Genomic DNA, 15,125 nt, shown 5'->3' with positions numbered 1-15,125 from the left:
CGCCGACCGCATCCACATCCAGCGGCTGGGCCGGCGGGCCACGGTGATCACCCCGAAGTCCCACTCGATGTCCGAGGCGGTCGCCATCATGACCGGCGCCGCCGCCCCACCCCCGGCGCCGGTAGGGTGAACCGGCAGGATCAATCGGTGCCGCCGTCCACCTCGGGCGGCGGCCCGCCGGAGAGCAGGGGCGTGATCCACTTGGTGGTCGGGTCGATGTCGACCAGCAGGCCCTTGGCCAGCAGGCTCAGCGGGATCGCCAGCAGCGCCCCCAGCGGCCCGAGCACCCACCCCCAGAAGATCAGGGACAGGAACGACAGGGTGGCCGAGAGCCCGACCGCGTCCCCGACCACCTTCGGCTGGATGATCGACTGGATGACGAAGTTGATCGCGCAGTAGACCACGATCACCCAGATCATCTTCTCCACGCCGCCCTGGAGCAGGCCGAGCAGCGCCGGCGGGACCACGCCGACGATGAAGCCGATGTTGGGGATGTAGTTCGTGATGAACGACAGCAGGCCCCACAGGAACGGCAGCGGGATGTCCAGCGCCCAGGCGGTGCCGAGCAGCACGATCACGCCGCGGGGCAGGCCGGCGCCCGCGATCACGTGCGCCGGCCGGACCCGGGGCGGCCGATCAGTACTGGACCTCACGGCCGTGCACCGCGAGCGCGTAGATCGCGAGCACGTCGAGCGCGATGATGATGGTCGCCCAGATCGGGTAGGCGGGCAGGAACGCGATGTTCGACAGCGCGCTGAGTACCGCGATGACGATGCCGAGGACCCGGCCCCACATCTGTCCGAGCAGGACGCCGATACCGGTGGCCACCGAGATCAGCCCGATGATCAGATGGATCCAGCCCCAGGCCGTGTAGTCCATGGTGAGCAGCAGTCCGCTGCGGGTGACCAGGTAGTACTCGTCCCGGAAGAGCGCGACGAGCCCCTCGATGGCCTGGAATCCGCCGACCATGATCAGCATGACGCCGGCGAAGACGATGTACCCGACCCAACCCGTCGCCTGCGGGCGGCGCGTCGGAGTGTAGGCGCTGTTGGAGGCCGCCGGCCTCGACTGTGTTTCGGACATTCCTCACTCCTCGGTAGCGGGAAGTTTCGCGTTCACGGTCGTCCGGTCGTCCGCCGGCGGCGCCATCCCGGACGGATGAACCTCGTCCCGCCAGCCCTTGGGGCTCCACACATTGACCACCTTCGCCACCGCCGTGACCAGGAAGAGCTGCCCGAGCAGCGCCTCCAGCACGGCCATCGTCCGGCCCGGGTTGCCGGCCGGGACGAGATCGCCGTACCCGGTCGTGGTGAGCGTGACGAAGCTGTAGAACAGGCTGTCGGCGAGCGTCCCGTCGCCCCGCTCGCCGAAGAACGGCGAGGCCTGGAACGCCGCGATGCAGCGGTAGGAAAAGGCGAAGGCCATACCGAGCATCAGGTACGTCGCGAGCGCCCCCATCATGAGCTCGCGGTCCACGTGCCGGCGGCGGCCCAGGTCGCCGATGATGGACAGCGGCGCCACCACGTACAGGAGGCTGCCGGCGAAGAAGACCAGCCCGATCAGCGTGCGGCCGTGCGAGAAGGTGTTCCAGCCGCCGGCGATCAGCGAGAGCGCGAAGATCACCGCGGCGAGCACGCGCAGGCTCGGGTGCGCGTGCGAGACCCGCAGCGCGTACCAGACCGTGCCGATCTGGGCGAACAGCAGCAGCGAGACGGTCCAGCGGTGGCCGGCGACCGTGCCGATCACGTACGTGCCGGCGATCAGCAGCATGAGCGGGCCGTAGCTGCTCGCCGACCAGATCGGGGTGCGCCGCGCTCTCATCGGCCGGCGGCCTCCGAGCCGCCCGGCAGCCGGCGGATCTCGATCAGCCGCAGGCCCATGCCGTGCATCCGGGAGATCAGCCCGAACAGGGCGGACTGGTCCGGCAGCTCGCCGTAGAGGACGGTCTCGGGCGGCTCCACCGAGACGGTCATGTCGGACAGCTCGGCCAGCAGCTCGCCCGGGATCGTGCCGGACACCCGCACCTGATAGTTCGTCGTGGTCATGACCACCACACTTGACCCGGGTCCGGCCCGCGTCGTCACCCCGGGCAGATGAGGCGGCGCCGGTCCGGTTGCGCTGTGCTCGGGACGACCGGGAGGTGTGCGATGAGGGATCCGGATTCCCGCGCGGCGGCCGGACGGGACGTGCGGAAGGTGCTGCCGCCGGAGAGCCACGCCGAGTTCGCGCCGGCCGGGGAGCGGCCCGACCCGGTCGGCATCCTGCAGGCCCAGGACGCCGACCGGGTGCCCGAGCTGGTGCCGATCCGGCACGGCCGGATGAGCCTGTCGCCGTTCGCGTTCCTGCGCGGCTCGGCCGCGGTGATGGCCGCCGACCTGGCCGCCGCGCCGCACACCGGGCTGACCGTGCAGCTCTGCGGCGACGCGCACCTGATGAACTTCGGCCTGTTCGGCTCGCCCGAGCGGCGGCTGGTCTTCGACATCAACGACTTCGACGAGACCTGGCCGGGCCCCTGGGAGTGGGACGTGAAGCGGCTCGCCGCCAGCCTGGCGGTGGCCGGCCGGGCGAACGGCTACGGCCGCAAGGTCCGGCGCGGCATCGTGCTGGCCATGGCCGGGCGGTACCGGCTGGCGATGGCCGAGTTCGCGGCCATGCGCGACCTGGACGTCTGGTACGCGCGGGCCGACGTGGACGACCTGGCCGGCACGCTCGGGGCGCAGCTGAACAGGGCGCGCCGCAAGCAGCTGGACAAGATGCGGACCAAGGCGATGACCCGGGACAGCCTGCAGGCGTACCAGAAACTCACCACCGCGGTCGGCGGCAGCCGGCGGATCGTCGCGGACCCGCCCCTGGTCGTCCCGGCCCGCGACCTGCTGCCCGAGATGGAGTGGCAGGAGCTGGCCGATCAGCTGCGCGGCCTGCTGGCCGGCTACCGGGAAAGCCTCGCCGAGGACCGGCGGCACCTGTTCGACCGGTACGAGTTCGTCGACATGGCCCGCAAGGTCGTCGGGGTGGGCAGCGTCGGCACCCGCTGCTGGATCGTGCTGCTGGCCGGCCGGGACGAGCACGACCCGCTGCTGCTGCAGGTCAAGGAGGCCGGCCGGTCGGTGCTGGCGACCGTGCCGGCCGAGCAGGAGGGCCGCCGGGTGGTGGTCGGGCAGCGGCTCATGCAGGCGGTCAGCGACATCTTCCTGGGCTGGCAGCGGGTGCCCGGCTTCGACGGCCGGACCCGCGACTTCTACGTGCGGCAGCTGCGCGACTGGAAGGGCGCGGTGGAGGCCGAGGAGATGGAGCCGGCCGGGATGCGCGACTACGCGGCGCTCTGCGGCTGGACGCTGGCCCGGGCGCACGCGCGCACCGGCGACCGGATCGCGATCGCCGCCTACCTGGGCGACGACGCGGTCTTCGACAACGCCGTCGCGGAGTTCGCCGAGAAGTACGCCGACCGGACCGAGCGCGACCACGCGGAGTTGGTCGCCGCGATCAGTACCGGCCGCGTCCAGGCCCGGACGGGAATTTAGCCCGCGTCGAGATGGACCAGCTCCACCCCGGATTCCTCCAGCCGGTCCAGCAACTGCTCCAGCTCCTCCTCGGAGAATCGGCCGCGGATCGTGCTCTGGCGTGGCATCGTCTCGCAGGCCAGGCTAGCGAACCGGCTGCGCAGCAGCGGGCCGAACAGCCCGTGGATCCGGATCTCGTACCGTTCCCGCATGAGCATGCCCCCTGCTCTAGGAAACCGTTCTGCTCTAGGAAACCGTTGCCGCGGGCGCCGGCGACCGGCCGATCAGCGTGACGCCCAGCTCGTAGCCGCGATCCTCGAGGCGGGACTGCAGGGCGGCGACCTCTTCGCGCAGGCGGCCGACCTCGTCGTCGTCCAGCTCGATCGGGCTCGAAGTCATGCCTCCGAGGCTCGCCGACCGGCCCGTCCCGGCGCTTCATCCGGCGCGAGTGAACGCCCCTTTTCCTTCTCCGGGGATGAGGAAGGGCGCATCGAGCTGTGGCTGACTGGCTGGGCAACCGCCGACGGAGAAAGGGCCACCACCATGTCAACTCTGGTCGCCATCGGGTACCCCGACGAGACCACGGCGACGGCCGCGGGCTTGCAGGCCGAGCGGCTCGCCAAGGACCTCATCATCCAGCCGGACGCCATCGCCGTGATCCGGCGCGACACCGAGGGCAAGTACCACGTGACCACCAACCACCACGCGGTGGGCGGCGGCGCCACCTGGGGCATGTTCTGGGGTCTGCTGTTCGGCCTGCTGTTCTTCATCCCGGTGATCGGCATGGCCGTCGGCGCGGGACTCGGCGCGCTGATGGGCAAGTTCACCAAGAACGCGATCAGCAAGGAGTTCCAGGACCAGGTACGCGACATGCTCCAGCCGGGCACGTCGGCGCTGTTCCTGATCGTCGAGGCGGTCACCCCGGACAAGGCGGTGGACGCGCTGAGCCAGTTCGGCGGCACGGTGCTCAAGTCGTCGCTGTCGAAGGAGGCCGAGGAGCAGCTGCAGGACGCGCTGCACGGCAAGGGCAAGGAAACCGCTCAGGTCTGATCGTCATGGCGCCGCCCGCCCGATCGGGGCCGGGCGGCGTCGCGGTGGAGGGGGAGGGCCATGACCAGCGCGGAACAACTGCGACTGACGGACGCCGACACCACCGGCATCCCCTGGCGGCGCTGGGGGCCCTACCTCAGCGAGCGGCAGTGGGGCTCGGTGCGGGAGGACTACAGCCCGGGCGGGGACGCCTGGAACTATCTGACCCACGACCAGGCGCGGTCCCGCGCGTACCGGTGGGGGGAGGACGGCATCGCCGGGATCAGCGACGACCGCCAGCTGCTCTGTCTCTCCCTCGCGATGTGGAACGGGCGCGACCCGATCCTCAAGGAGCGCTTCTTCGGGGTGACCAACTCGCAGGGCAACCACGGCGAGGACGTGAAGGAGCAGTACTTCTACCTGGACGGCACGCCCACCCACTCGTACCTGCGCATGATCTACAAATATCCGCACGCCGCGTTCCCCTACGACGACCTGGTGCGGACCAACCGGGGGCGGGGACGGGACCAGTTCGAGTACGAGCTGCTGGACACCGGGGTGTTCGCCGAGGAGCGGTACTTCGACGTCGAGGTCGAGGTCGCCAAGGCGGGCCCCGAGGACATCCTCTACCGGGTCACCGTCCACAACCGCGGGCCCGGGACGGCGACGCTGCGGCTGCTGCCCCAGCTTTGGTTCCGCAACACCTGGCAGGACGCGGCGACGGCGAACGGGCAGCCCACCCTCTACCAGGTGCCCGGGGTGCCCGGCGCCGCGGTGATCGAGGCCCGGCACGCCGAGCTCGGCCGCCGCTGGTTGCTGGTCCAGGGCGAGCACACGGTGCTGTTCACCGACAACGAGACCACCGGCACCGCCGCGTACGGCAAGGATGGTTTTGATCGGTTCGTGGTGCACGACGACAAGGACGCGGTCAATCCGGCGCTGACCGGCACCAAGGCCGCCGCCGACATCCTCCTGGAGATCCCGGCGGGCGAGTCGGCCGTGGTGCGGCTGCGGCTCACCGACGAGCCGGTCCCGGCCGAGGCGGTCACCGAGCGGCTCGGCCCGATCTTCGACGAGTCGATCCGGCTGCGCCGCCGCGAGGCCGACGAGTTCTACGCCGAGCGGCTCGCCGGCAGCCTCCCGGCCGAGCAGCGGCAGGTGATCCGGCAGGCCCTCGCCGGCATGCTGTGGAGCAAGCAGTACTTCGGCTACGACGTGGAGGCCTGGCTGACCCAGCACGGCCGCGATCCGCTGGCGGCGGGCGACATCCGCAACCACGAGTGGTACCACCTGATCGCCGACGACGTCATCTCGATGCCGGACGCCTGGGAGTACCCCTGGTTCGCCGCCTGGGACCTGGCCTTCCACGCGGTCACCTTCAGCCTGATCGACCCGGCGTTCGCCAAGCGCCAGCTCGACCTGCTGCTCAGCCGCCGCTACCTGCACCCCAACGGCCAGATCCCGGCGTACGAGTGGAACTTCTCCGACGTGAACCCGCCCGTGCACGCCTGGGCCACCTACCTGGTCTACGAGCTGGACAAGGCGCGGCACGGCCACGGCGACCGGGACTGGCTGGCCACCGGGTTCCACAAGCTGGCCAAGAACTTCACCTGGTGGGTCAACCGCAAGGACGCCGACGGCAACAACGTCTTCCAGGGCGGCTTCCTCGGGCTGGACAACATCGGCGTCTTCGACCGCAGCGCGCCGCTGCCCACCGGCGGGCACCTCGACCAGGCCGACGGCACCGCGTGGATGGCGCTGTACTGCCAGAACATGCTGCAGATAGCGCTCGAGCTGGCCGTCGAGGACCCCCCATCCAACCACCCCGCCACCACCCCTGACCGGACTAAAGACCTTCCTGCCTATGTGGAGCAGGCCCAGACGTACGTCGAGCACTTCGCCTGGATCGCGGCGGCGGTCAACCACCCCGGCCGGGCGTCGATGTGGGACGAGGAGGACGGCTTCTTCTACGACCTGCTGCGGCTGCCGGACGGCGGCTCGGTACGGCTCAAGGTCCGCTCGATGGTCGGGTTGCTGCCGCTGGCCGCCGCCACGGTCTTCGACGAGACGGTCACCGCCCGGCACCCGGAGATCATCGACGAGGCCAACCGGTTCCTCGCGGCGCACCCGAGCGTCCGGACGGCGTTGCCGGCGGGGCAGTTCGCCGGCCGGCCGGGCACCCACCTGCTGGCGCTGTTCGACGAGGGCCGGCTGCGCCGGATCCTGGCCCGCATGCTGGACGAGAACGAGTTCCTCAGCCCGTACGGGATCCGCTCGCTCTCCCGGTACCACGCCGAGCACCCGTTCGAGTTCGACGTCGGCGGCGACCGGTACCGGGTCGCGTACACGCCGGCCGAGTCGGACAGCGGGATGTTCGGCGGCAACTCCAACTGGCGCGGCCCGATCTGGTTCCCGGTGAACGCCCTGATGATCCGCGCGCTGCTCAACCTGTACGTCGGGTACGGCGACGACTTCACCGTGGAGTGCCCGACCGGCTCCGGGGTGCACATGACGCTCTTCGAGGTGGCCCGGGAGATCTCCGACCGGCTCGGCCGGATCTTCCGGCCCGGTGCGGACGGCCACCGGCCCTGCTACGGCGGCCAGGAGGTGTTCGCCACCGAGAACTGGCGTGACCTGATCACCTTCTCCGAGTACTTCCACGGCGACAACGGCGCCGGCCTGGGTGCCGCGCACCAGACCGGGTGGACCGGGCTGGTCGCCGTGTTCCCGCTGATGTTCGCCCGGATCACCGGCCCGGAGCTGCTCGAGCGGGGCATGTCCGGGGCGTTCCGGGCGGTCGACGAGGAGGAGTCGTGAGCACCGGCTGGCCGGCCGCGCCGGTGGTCTACGAGATCGACACGTGGCCCTTCCTCGAGGGCGTGTCCCGCCGGCTGGGCCATCCCGTGACGCTGGCCGACGTGCCGGCCGAGGTCTGGGACGAGACGCTGCCGCCGGGCGCCGACGCGGTCTGGCTGATGGGCGTCTGGGAGCGCAGCCCGGCCGGCCTGGTGGTGGCCCGGGCGAACGAGGACCTGCAGCGGTCGTTCCGCGAGGCGCTGCCCGACCTGCGGCCGGCCGACGTGGTGGGCTCGCCGTACTGCGTCCGCCGGTACCGGGTGGACGCGCACCTCGGCGGGCCGGGCGGGCTGGCCACCGCGCGGGCCGAGCTGGCCCGCCGCGGGCTGCGGCTGGTCCTCGACTACGTGCCCAACCACGTGGCGCCCGACCACCCGGCGGTGGCCGAGCGGCCGGAGTGGTTCGTCCAGGGCGACGAGGCCGACGAGCGGAAGGAGCCGGCCGGCTGGTTCCGGGCCGCCGGGCGGATCCTCGCGCACGGCCGGGACCCGTACTTCCCGCCGTGGCCGGACGTCGCCCAGCTGAACGCGTTCGCGCCGGAGCTGCGCACGGCGACGGCGGCGGCGCTGGCCGACATCGCCGGGCAGTGCGACGGGATCCGCTGCGACATGGCGATGCTGCTGACCAACGAGGTCTTCGCCCGGACCTGGGGCTCGCACGTGGGGCCGGCGCCGGCCGGGGAGTTCTGGCCGGCGGTGATCGGCCGGCTGCGGACGCACCGGCCGGAGGCGGTGCTGATCGCCGAGGCGTACTGGGACCTGGAGTGGACGCTGCAGCACCAGGGCTTCGACTTCTGCTACGACAAGCGGCTGTACGACCGGCTCGCCCACGAGAGCGCGGCCGCGGTGCGGGGCCACCTCGCGGCCGGCCGCGACTACCAGGACAAGCTGATCCGGTTCATCGAGAACCACGACGAGCCGCGGGCCGCGACGGCGCTGCCCGGCGGGCGGGACCGGGCCGCCGCGGTGGCGATCGCGACCCTGCCCGGCGCGACGCTGTGGCACGAGGGCCAGTTCGAGGGGCGGCGCACGCACCTGCCGGTCTTCCTGGCCCGGCTCCCGGACGAGCCGGTCGACGAGGACCTGCGCGCCTTCTACCGGCGGCTGCTCGCGGTGGTGGCCGGGATGCGCCGCGGCGACTGGACGATGCTGGACGCCGGGGGCTGGCCGGACAACCCGACCCACGCCGAGGTGCTGGCCTGGGCCTGGCACGACGACGTGCCGCACCATCTGGTCGCGATCAACCTGTCCGACCACCCGGCCCAGGCCCGGGTCGCCCTGCCGTGGCCGGCCCTCGCCGGGCGGTCGTGGCGGCTGATCGACCTGATCGACGGGCGGGTCTTCGAGCGGGACGGCGACCAGCTGACCGCCGGCGGCCTCTACGTCGACCTGCCCCCGTGGGGGCATCACCTGTTCGCGATCACGGCATGACGAAGACCTCGGCGGCCGCGGCGGCGCGCACCATGGTGCTGCCGCTGGCCCTGGCGCAGTTCATCGCCAGCTACGCGGCGAGCAACATGAACGTGGCGATCAGCACGATCGCGGACGACATCGGCACCACGGTCGCCGGCATCCAGGCGGCGATCACGTTCTTCACGCTGACCATGGCCGCCCTGATGATCCCCGGCAGCAAGCTCACCGACATCTGGGGGCGCAAGTTCTGCTTCAACCTCGGCATGATCATCTACGGCGCGGGGGCGCTGCTCGCCTCGCTCGCCCAGGGCCTGCCGCTGATGTTCGTCGGCTACTCGCTCCTGGAGGGCATCGGCTCGGCGCTGATGATCCCGCCGATCTACATCATGATCACGGTCGCGTTCGAGGACGTCGCCGCCCGCGGCAAGTACTTCGGCATCGTCAGCGGCGCGGCCGGGCTCGGCTCGGCCTCCGGCCCGCTGATCGGCGGCCTGGTCACCAGCACGCTCGGCTGGCGGTCCTCGTTCTGGCTGCAGTTCGCCGTGGTCGTGCTGATCCTCGTGCTCGCCCGCACGATCCCCGACCAGGCCCGCACCGGACCGCGGCCGAGTTTCGACCTCTGGGGCGCGGTGCTCAACGCGGCCGGCCTGGTGCTGGTGGTCTCCGGGATCCTGTTCTCCTCGACGTACGGGATGATCTCCTGGCAGGTCTTCGTGCCGGTGCTGATCGGCCTGGCCGTGCTCGGGTACTTCCTGCGCTACCTGAGCGTGCGGGAGCGGTCGGGCAAGGTGCCGCTGCTGTCGCCCCGGCTGTTCCGCAACCGCACCTCGAACCTGGGGCTGACCACCCAGCTCGTGCAATGGCTGATCATGCAGGGCTCGTTCTTCGTGATCTCCGTGTACATCCAGCAAGTCCGGCACTACGACGCGATCCACACCGGCCTCCTGCTCACCCCGGCCACCATCGGCGTGCTGCTCGCCTCGGCGATCGCCGGGCGGATGGCCCGCCGGCGCGCGCAGGCCATGCTGGTGCGCGGCGGCTTCGTGCTCACCACGATCGGCATGATCCTGGTCCCGCTGCTGGTCCGGGAGGACTCAGCGGTGTGGACCTTCGTGCCCGGCCTGCTGCTGATGGGCTTCGGGGTCGGGGTCATGCTGACCGCCTCGGTCAACGTCGTGCAGTCCTCGTTCGGCGACGAGGACCAGGCGGACATCTCCGGGCTGTCCCGGGCGGTGTCCAACCTCGGCTCGTCGCTGGGTGTGGCGATCGCCGGCTCGATCCTGGTGGCGGCGAACGGGAAGCATCTGGGCACGCCGTTCGCGGTGGCGCTCGGGCTGCTCGCCGGGATCTCCCTCCTCGGGCTGGTCGCGGCGCTCGGGCTGCCCCGTCGGCCGCCGCCGGGGTCTGCGCCGGGAACCTCCGAGCCGGGAACCTCCGAGCCGGGAACCTCCGAGCCGGGAACCTCCGCACCGGGATCTTCCGGGTCGGGCTCATCCGCATTGGGTGAGGCGGCGGCGTGAGCGGCGGGCGCATGCTGAGCGCCATGGCATTGGGTCCGCTGGAACTCATCGTCCTGTCCTTCCCCGCGGCACGACTCAACGACGGCGTCCTGGCAACACTCGACCAGCTCCTGGTCGCCCCGGGCGTACGGGTGCTCGACGTGCTGGTGGTACGCACCGACGCGGTGGGCGGCGCCTGCGCCGTGGAGCTCAGCGAGCTCCCCGGCCTCGGCTTCGACCCGCAGACGCAGGCCCGGCTGGCCACCGGGCTGATCACCGAGACCGACGTCGACGAGGTGGGCGAACTCGTCGACGCCGAGAACGACGCCCTCGCCGTGCTGGTCGAACACCGGTGGGTGAACGACCTGGCCAGCGAGGTGGCGTCGACCGGCGGCACCGTCCTCGCCCTGCTGCACATCCCGGCCGTACACAAGATCCGCTCGAACGCCCTGGCCGGCATCGGCGGAAAGTGAAGGGAGTGTCATGGACGACCTGCACGACCTCCAGGAGATGGGCCCGGTCGACTACCTCTGCATCGAGTTCCCGCCCGGCAGCCACCCCGGCGAGGGGCTGCCGCACATCGTGAGCCTGGTCGACCGCGGCATCGTCCGCGTGCTCGACCTGCGGTTCCTCCGCAAGGACGCGGACGGCAAGGTCAGCGAGCTGGTCGGTGAGCAGCTGGACACCGGGCTCGCGCTGTTCCAGGGCGCCGCCTCCGGGATGATCGGCGGCGACGACCTCGAGGAGGCCGCCGAGGTGCTCTCGCCGGGCAGCGCGGCGGCGCTGATCGTCTACGAGAACGTGTGGGCGGCGCCGTTCGCGGTCTCCGTCCGGCGGGCCGGCGGCCGGGTCATCGCCGGCGGCCGCATCCCGGTCCGGTCGCTGCTCGCGGCCCTGGACGAGTCCGAGCCCGACTACGTGAGGAGCTGACCATGGGACTGTTGCGCGGGGTCGCCCGTACGGCGGTGGTGGCCGGGACGGCGACGGCGGTGTCCAACCGGGTGTCGCGCCGGCAGGCCGGCCGGTGGCAGCGGCAGGCCGACCAGCAGGAGGCCGACGCGTACTACGCGCAGGCCCAGCAACAGCAGCAATATCCACCGCAGCAGCAGCAGACGACGGGCGGCGGGACGGACTCGATGCAGTCGAAGCTGGACGCGTTGAAGCAGCTGGGCGAGCTCAAGTCCGCGGGCGTGCTGAGCGAGCAGGAGTTCCAGCAGCAGAAAGGCAAGATCCTCGGGTCCTGATCCGGGGTTGGGAGCGATCCTGGTTTCGTCCTGGTGGTTTGTTCGGGCAGACCTAAAGCAGCCCCAGCTGCCGGGCCCGGACCACCGCCTCCCGGCGACGGGCCGCTCCCAGCTTCCGGTAGATCGAGCGCATGTGCGCCTTGACCGTGTTGATCGAGATGTTGAGGTTTCCCGCGATCTCGCCCGCGGTCAGCACCGTGGGCAGGTACCGCAGCACGTCCCGTTCCCGCTCGCTCAGCACGTCGAGCGTCCCCGCCGGCGGCTCCTCGCCCAGTTCGCGGGGAACCGCCGCCGGCGCCGAGGTGTGCTCCTCCACCCAGCGGCGCCGGTCGAGCAGCACCGCCAGCCGGCGCTGGTCGAAGCGGCGGAACGGCCGCCGCACCCCCTCCCGCTCGGCGATCGTCACGGCCCGGGACAGCGCGTCGATGGACCGGTTCCCGTGCCCGTCGGCGTCGGCGGCGAAGGCGGTGGCGATCCAGGCCGTCACCGCGGCCACGTGGTCGGTGCTCTCCCGGACCCGGGACAGCAGCCGCTCCGCCGCCGCGTGGTCGCCGGCCATCAGCAGCGCCCGGGCCAGACAGGCCTGCTCGGACGGCGTCAGCACGCCGTGCGGCGCCTCCCGGTCGTACCGGGCGACCACCTCCCGGCACGACCCGAGCGCCAGGTCCGCCTCCGACTCGGCCAGCCAGAGCCACTGGTCGAGCACCGGCGCCACCAGCGTCGCCGGCGCCTCGTCGCGGGTCTGCCGCAGCAGCGCCCGGGCCGCCGCCGGATCCCCGGCCGCCAGCAGCAAGTGCGCCCGGACCAGGACCGCCAGCGCCGCGGGCGCCGCCGCCGGCTCTTCGCCCCCGGCGTGCAAGGCCTGCCGCAACGCCTCCTGCGCCTCGGTCACCCGGTCCCGCTCGAGCTGGATCAGCGCCGACGTCAGGTACGACACCGACGCCTGCGCCGACGACTCGAACCCGCCGCGCCGGGCCAGGTCGAGCGCCGAGCTCACGTACTCGGCCGCCTCGCCGATCGACCCCTGCAGGAAGACCAGCAGTCCCAGGTGGGCGAGCGCGTTGACCTCGGTGACCGTCGACCCGACGCCGCGCGCCGCCGTGGCGGCCGCCCACAGGTACCGGTCCGCCTGATCGGCCCGGTCCATCCAGAGCAGACCGGCGCCCTTCTCGTTCAGCGCGATCGCCCGATAGTGCAACAACGACGGAAGCTCATCCAGGCGATATACCGTCAGCATTCGCAAAATCTCAGTAGATTTCGCGATAAGTCCAGGCATATCGCCGAGGCGCCAGTTGACCACGCCGGCCTCCATCAGCCGCAGCGTCAGGTCGGTGGAGAGGGGCACCTCGGCATCGGCCAGCGATCGAGCCAGCCGCAACAAACCCCCGACGCCGGCCCGGTCCCCACTGGTGTAGCGCACGGCCGCTCCGCAAAGAGCCAGCTCCGGCGACGACGCGTGCTCCGCCGGCGGGATCCGCCGGAGCAAGGACAGCAGCGCGACCTGGTCCCCGCCCAGCACCCGCACCATCGCCCGCTCCACGGCGAGCCGCCCGAAGTACTGCCAATCAGCCGCCTCGGCCGCGTGCCCCAGCGCCTGAAAGACCGCATCCGAGAGGGCATACCACTGCGCGGCCAGCAGATGCAGCTCCGCCTCCGCCCCCGGCCGCTCGAGCGCCAACTGGTGCCGCAACGCGTCGCGCAACAGCGGGTGGAAGCGGTACCACCCCGGCCGCTCGTCGATCCGCATCACGAACGCGTTCGCCGACTCCAGGCGTTCGAGCAGCCGCCGGCTGTTCGTCTCCCCGGTCAGCGCGTCGGCCAGCGGGCCGCTCATCTCCTCGGGCACGCTCGCCCGTACGAGAAACTGTCTCAGCTTCGCCGGCAGCGCGGCGACCACCTCGCGTAACAGATAGTCGGAGACCGCCCGGACCTCGCCGTTCTCGAGCGCGCCGCGCTCGGCCAGCTCGTCGGCGAGCAGCTGCAGCCCGACCACCCAGCCCTCGGTGCGGTCGAGCAGCTCCGCCAGGTCCTCGACCGGCATCCGATGGCGGTTCACCACCGGCAGCTCGGCCGCCTCCGGCGCGCGGAAGGCGAGGTGCCGGGCGCGGATCTCGGTGAGGTCGCCGCCGGCCCGCAGCCGGTGCAGCGGCAGCGTCGGCTCGGTCCGCCCGATCAGCACCAGCCGCAACGGCGCCGGCGGGTCGCGCAGCAGCCCGGCCAGGCCACCGATCACCCGCTCGTCGTCCACCGCGTGGAAGTCGTCGAGCACCAGCACGACCGGCGCGGGCAGCGCGTCCAGGCCGGCCAGCACCTCGGCGACCGTGCCCTGGTCGAAGTCCTCGAGGGGACTGCCGCACGGCACCGCGCCCGACATCCGCAGCGCCATCACGAAATCCGACCAGAACGCCCGCGGATCGTTGTGCTGCGGGCCGAGGGTCAGCCAGGCGATCGGGCCGGACGTCACCCGCGCCTCGGCCCAGGAGGCGACCAGCGTCGTCTTGCCCCAGCCCGGGCCGGCGCAGACCAGCGTCACCGGCCGCCGCACGCCCGCGTCGAGCATCTCCGCGAGGCGGCCACGCCGGACCGGAGGCCGGCGCAAGACCGGGCGGGCCAGCCGGCCGCCCAGCTGTTCTGTGATCCTTCCGGTATCCCTCAAGTGCACAACCACCCCCGCGGTCACGACCCCAGGCGGCTGAAGAAGGTGACCCGGACGGCGCGCCCGGCGCTGGGCGTGCCACGTCGGTCCCGGCGCGAGTGGCCACGTTTCGCGGGCGCGGCCGCGGCGCCGGAACGAACTCCGGGCGACGGCGATCATCCTCACCCTCTGCCGTCCACGCCGCCGAATCGCCGGGGTCCCCTGTGGAGCACCCCGGTCATGGACTACGGAGAGTGACCGTCGTCGTACTTGTCATGCGTCCCCGCCCCACCCCAACACAGATTGCAGCCGAAACGCAACACAGTGACCGAGGTTGGCCCATCTCGCCACGCGTAAACCCCCCACCCCAAAGTCAGGATCCAGCCGTGCGAATCGACCCCGCCCCCCACCGCAGACGGCACCGCCCCGCCGTGCCGGGGCCGCTGGTCCCCGCACCGGCCCCGACTCCGGCCGCCGGGCGGGCCCGGCCCAAGAACACCAGCCGGACCCGCCCCTGCTCGTCCCGCCCCTGCTCGTCCCGCCCCTGCTCGTCCCGTCGGTATATGTCTCTTGCCGGCATTCGTCCCATCCGCGGCGATGTTTCTCACGAGACCTCGGTCCGCCCGTCATGTCGCGCATTCCCACCACGTGTGAGGGTCCCGAAAGCACAGGTCAGGACACCTTGCGGGCCGACTTTGCTCTGCGCACCCCTGCGCGCCAAACAGGACGCCTTGCGGGTGTCCTTTGCTCTGCGCACCCCTGCGCGCCAAACAGGACGCCTTGCGGGTGTCTTTGCTCTGCGCACCCCCGCGCACCAAAATCGAACGCTCCCTCGTTATCGGTGCGTAGGGGTGCGCAGAGCAAAGACATCCCATGTGCTTAGGTTGTCAAGCGGCGGCTTGGTTGGGGTGGTGTGACCAGGCGGTGGTCTCGTTGTAGGGGGTGCCGGT

15 protein-coding genes are annotated in these 15,125 nt (G+C 71.6%); 8 read left to right on the top strand and 7 right to left on the bottom strand.

The features are described from left to right. Window positions 1-140: 140 nt before the first annotated feature. The 4 genes from IH26_RS0150850 to IH26_RS0150835 are packed head-to-tail and all read right to left on the bottom strand — an operon-like array spanning window position 141 to window position 2,045. Window positions 141-653 (bottom strand): AI-2E family transporter, encoded by a 513-nt coding sequence (locus tag IH26_RS0150850; RefSeq protein ID WP_245666056.1) that lies wholly within the window; start codon window positions 651-653, stop codon window positions 141-143. Continuing rightward, window positions 637-1,083 carry a DUF7144 family membrane protein gene (locus tag IH26_RS0150845; RefSeq protein WP_030443534.1) on the bottom strand — a complete coding sequence of 149 codons (447 nt, stop codon included), beginning with the start codon at window positions 1,081-1,083 and terminating at the stop codon, window positions 637-639. Before IH26_RS0150845 ends, IH26_RS0150850 begins: the two co-directional genes overlap by 17 nt. Window positions 1,084-1,086: 3 nt before the next feature. Continuing rightward, complete coding sequence (locus tag IH26_RS0150840; RefSeq protein ID WP_030443533.1) at window positions 1,087-1,821, bottom strand: potassium channel family protein; 735 nt, start codon at window positions 1,819-1,821, stop codon at window positions 1,087-1,089. Beyond that, complete coding sequence (locus IH26_RS0150835; RefSeq protein WP_030443532.1) at window positions 1,818-2,045, bottom strand: hypothetical protein; 228 nt, start codon at window positions 2,043-2,045, stop codon at window positions 1,818-1,820. Before IH26_RS0150835 ends, IH26_RS0150840 begins: the two co-directional genes overlap by 4 nt. Before the next feature lie 102 nt (window positions 2,046-2,147). Here IH26_RS0150835 and IH26_RS0150830 point away from each other — a divergent pair, with 102 nt between their 5' ends. After that, window positions 2,148-3,521 (top strand): DUF2252 domain-containing protein, encoded by a 1,374-nt coding sequence (locus IH26_RS0150830; RefSeq protein WP_030443531.1) that lies wholly within the window; start codon window positions 2,148-2,150, stop codon window positions 3,519-3,521. Here IH26_RS0150830 and IH26_RS0150825 read toward each other — a convergent pair. Continuing rightward, on the bottom strand, window positions 3,518-3,718 hold the full coding sequence (locus IH26_RS0150825) for a hypothetical protein (protein WP_030443530.1): 201 nt from the start codon (window positions 3,716-3,718) through the stop codon (window positions 3,518-3,520). The genes IH26_RS0150830 and IH26_RS0150825 overlap by 4 nt on opposite strands. Window positions 3,719-3,746: 28 nt before the next feature. Next, on the bottom strand, window positions 3,747-3,899 hold the full coding sequence (locus IH26_RS60865) for a hypothetical protein (protein ID WP_157437847.1): 153 nt from the start codon (window positions 3,897-3,899) through the stop codon (window positions 3,747-3,749). A 144-nt stretch (window positions 3,900-4,043) separates the two neighbouring features. Here IH26_RS60865 and IH26_RS0150815 point away from each other — a divergent pair, with 144 nt between their 5' ends. Genes IH26_RS0150815 through IH26_RS0150785 form a run of 7 tightly spaced genes read left to right on the top strand, consistent with a single transcriptional unit; the run spans window position 4,044 to window position 11,540 of the window. Next, entirely contained in the window at window positions 4,044-4,550 is a 507-nt protein-coding gene (locus IH26_RS0150815; RefSeq protein ID WP_030443529.1) for a DUF1269 domain-containing protein, read from the top strand. 60 nt (window positions 4,551-4,610) lie between these two features. Beyond that, on the top strand, window positions 4,611-7,346 hold the full coding sequence (locus IH26_RS0150810) for an MGH1-like glycoside hydrolase domain-containing protein (protein ID WP_030443528.1): 2,736 nt from the start codon (window positions 4,611-4,613) through the stop codon (window positions 7,344-7,346). Beyond that, window positions 7,343-8,815, top strand: coding sequence for an alpha-amylase family protein (locus tag IH26_RS0150805; protein WP_030443527.1), 1,473 nt, complete (start codon window positions 7,343-7,345; stop codon window positions 8,813-8,815). The genes IH26_RS0150810 and IH26_RS0150805 overlap by 4 nt, the downstream gene beginning before the upstream one ends. Then, window positions 8,812-10,317: an MFS transporter gene (locus IH26_RS0150800; protein ID WP_084599850.1), complete on the top strand. Its 1,506-nt coding sequence runs from the start codon at window positions 8,812-8,814 to the stop codon at window positions 10,315-10,317. The genes IH26_RS0150805 and IH26_RS0150800 overlap by 4 nt, the downstream gene beginning before the upstream one ends. A gap of 23 nt (window positions 10,318-10,340) precedes the next feature. Beyond that, on the top strand, window positions 10,341-10,769 hold the full coding sequence (locus IH26_RS0150795) for a DUF6325 family protein (RefSeq protein WP_030443525.1): 429 nt from the start codon (window positions 10,341-10,343) through the stop codon (window positions 10,767-10,769). 10 nt (window positions 10,770-10,779) lie between these two features. Next, a complete protein-coding gene (locus IH26_RS0150790) occupies window positions 10,780-11,226 on the top strand; it encodes a DUF6325 family protein (protein ID WP_030443524.1) in 447 nt (148 codons plus the stop codon). Between the two features lie 2 nt (window positions 11,227-11,228). Next, the gene (locus IH26_RS0150785) at window positions 11,229-11,540 is read left to right on the top strand and encodes an SHOCT domain-containing protein (protein ID WP_030443523.1); all 312 of its coding nucleotides are present in this window, start codon (window positions 11,229-11,231) and stop codon (window positions 11,538-11,540) included. 52 nt (window positions 11,541-11,592) lie between these two features. Here IH26_RS0150785 and IH26_RS0150780 read toward each other — a convergent pair whose 3' ends face one another. Then, the gene (locus tag IH26_RS0150780; RefSeq protein WP_051810034.1) at window positions 11,593-14,100 is read right to left on the bottom strand and encodes a winged helix-turn-helix domain-containing protein; all 2,508 of its coding nucleotides are present in this window, start codon (window positions 14,098-14,100) and stop codon (window positions 11,593-11,595) included. Window positions 14,101-15,125: the final 1,025 nt, after the last annotated feature.

The sequence above is a fragment of the Actinoplanes subtropicus genome (genome assembly GCF_000721705.1).
Taxonomy (GTDB): Bacteria; Actinomycetota; Actinomycetes; order Mycobacteriales; family Micromonosporaceae; genus Actinoplanes; species Actinoplanes subtropicus.
The sequence above is the reverse complement of the archived record's forward strand: the minus strand, read 5'-3'. Positions and strand labels throughout refer to the sequence as shown.

Excerpts from the sequence above, each read along its gene's own strand:
- IH26_RS60865 (WP_157437847.1), bottom strand. The coding sequence starts at position 3,899 with ATGACTTCGAGCCCGATCGAGCTGGACGACGACGAGGTCGGCCGCCTG.
- IH26_RS0150825 (WP_030443530.1), bottom strand. The coding sequence starts at position 3,718 with ATGCTCATGCGGGAACGGTACGAGATCCGGATCCACGGGCTGTTCGGC.
- IH26_RS0150830 (WP_030443531.1), top strand. The coding sequence starts at position 2,148 with ATGAGGGATCCGGATTCCCGCGCGGCGGCCGGACGGGACGTGCGGAAG.
- IH26_RS0150795 (WP_030443525.1), top strand. The coding sequence starts at position 10,341 with ATGGCATTGGGTCCGCTGGAACTCATCGTCCTGTCCTTCCCCGCGGCA.
- IH26_RS0150785 (WP_030443523.1), top strand. The coding sequence starts at position 11,229 with ATGGGACTGTTGCGCGGGGTCGCCCGTACGGCGGTGGTGGCCGGGACG.
- IH26_RS0150840 (WP_030443533.1), bottom strand. The coding sequence starts at position 1,821 with ATGAGAGCGCGGCGCACCCCGATCTGGTCGGCGAGCAGCTACGGCCCG.
- IH26_RS0150845 (WP_030443534.1), bottom strand. The coding sequence starts at position 1,083 with ATGTCCGAAACACAGTCGAGGCCGGCGGCCTCCAACAGCGCCTACACT.
- IH26_RS0150815 (WP_030443529.1), top strand. The coding sequence starts at position 4,044 with ATGTCAACTCTGGTCGCCATCGGGTACCCCGACGAGACCACGGCGACG.
- IH26_RS0150835 (WP_030443532.1), bottom strand. The coding sequence starts at position 2,045 with ATGACCACGACGAACTATCAGGTGCGGGTGTCCGGCACGATCCCGGGC.
- IH26_RS0150790 (WP_030443524.1), top strand. The coding sequence starts at position 10,780 with ATGGACGACCTGCACGACCTCCAGGAGATGGGCCCGGTCGACTACCTC.
- IH26_RS0150810 (WP_030443528.1), top strand. The coding sequence starts at position 4,611 with ATGACCAGCGCGGAACAACTGCGACTGACGGACGCCGACACCACCGGC.
- IH26_RS0150800 (WP_084599850.1), top strand. The coding sequence starts at position 8,812 with ATGACGAAGACCTCGGCGGCCGCGGCGGCGCGCACCATGGTGCTGCCG.
- IH26_RS0150780 (WP_051810034.1), bottom strand. The coding sequence starts at position 14,100 with ATGCTCGACGCGGGCGTGCGGCGGCCGGTGACGCTGGTCTGCGCCGGC.